The sequence below is a fragment of the Mesorhizobium sp. M2E.F.Ca.ET.209.01.1.1 genome (genome assembly GCF_004010375.2).
In the GTDB taxonomy this organism is placed as follows: Bacteria; Pseudomonadota; Alphaproteobacteria; order Rhizobiales; family Rhizobiaceae; genus Mesorhizobium.
Genome location: NZ_SADP02000916.1, coordinates 1 through 309, shown reverse-complemented (window position 1 = coordinate 309; position 309 = coordinate 1). Strand labels below are relative to the sequence as shown.

The 309-nt window shown below is 68.3% G+C and carries 1 pseudogene; it reads left to right on the top strand.

Annotated elements, in window-relative coordinates:
* Positions 1 to 309, top strand: a pseudogene (locus EN852_RS38475) (ABC transporter permease); the annotation flags it as partial.

Sequence of the window (309 nt, the reverse complement as noted above, 5' to 3'; positions counted from 1 at the left end):
GGCGGTCATCCTCGGCGGCGCGCTGATGGGGCTCGCCGGCGCCTTCCTCACCATGGCGCAGTTCAACGCATTCACCTTCGGCGTCGTCTCCGGCCGCGGCTGGGTGGCGATCGCGCTGGTCGTGTTCGGCCGCTGGGATCCCTGGCGCTCGGCGGGTGCCGCGCTGCTCTTCGCCTTCGTCGATGCGCTGCAGCTCAGGATGCAGGCCAGCGGCCTTGGCCACATCCCCTATGAAGCGTTCCTGATGCTGCCCTTCATCTTCACCATCGTCGCCATGGCGTTCATGTCGCGCAACGCAGTCGCGCCGTC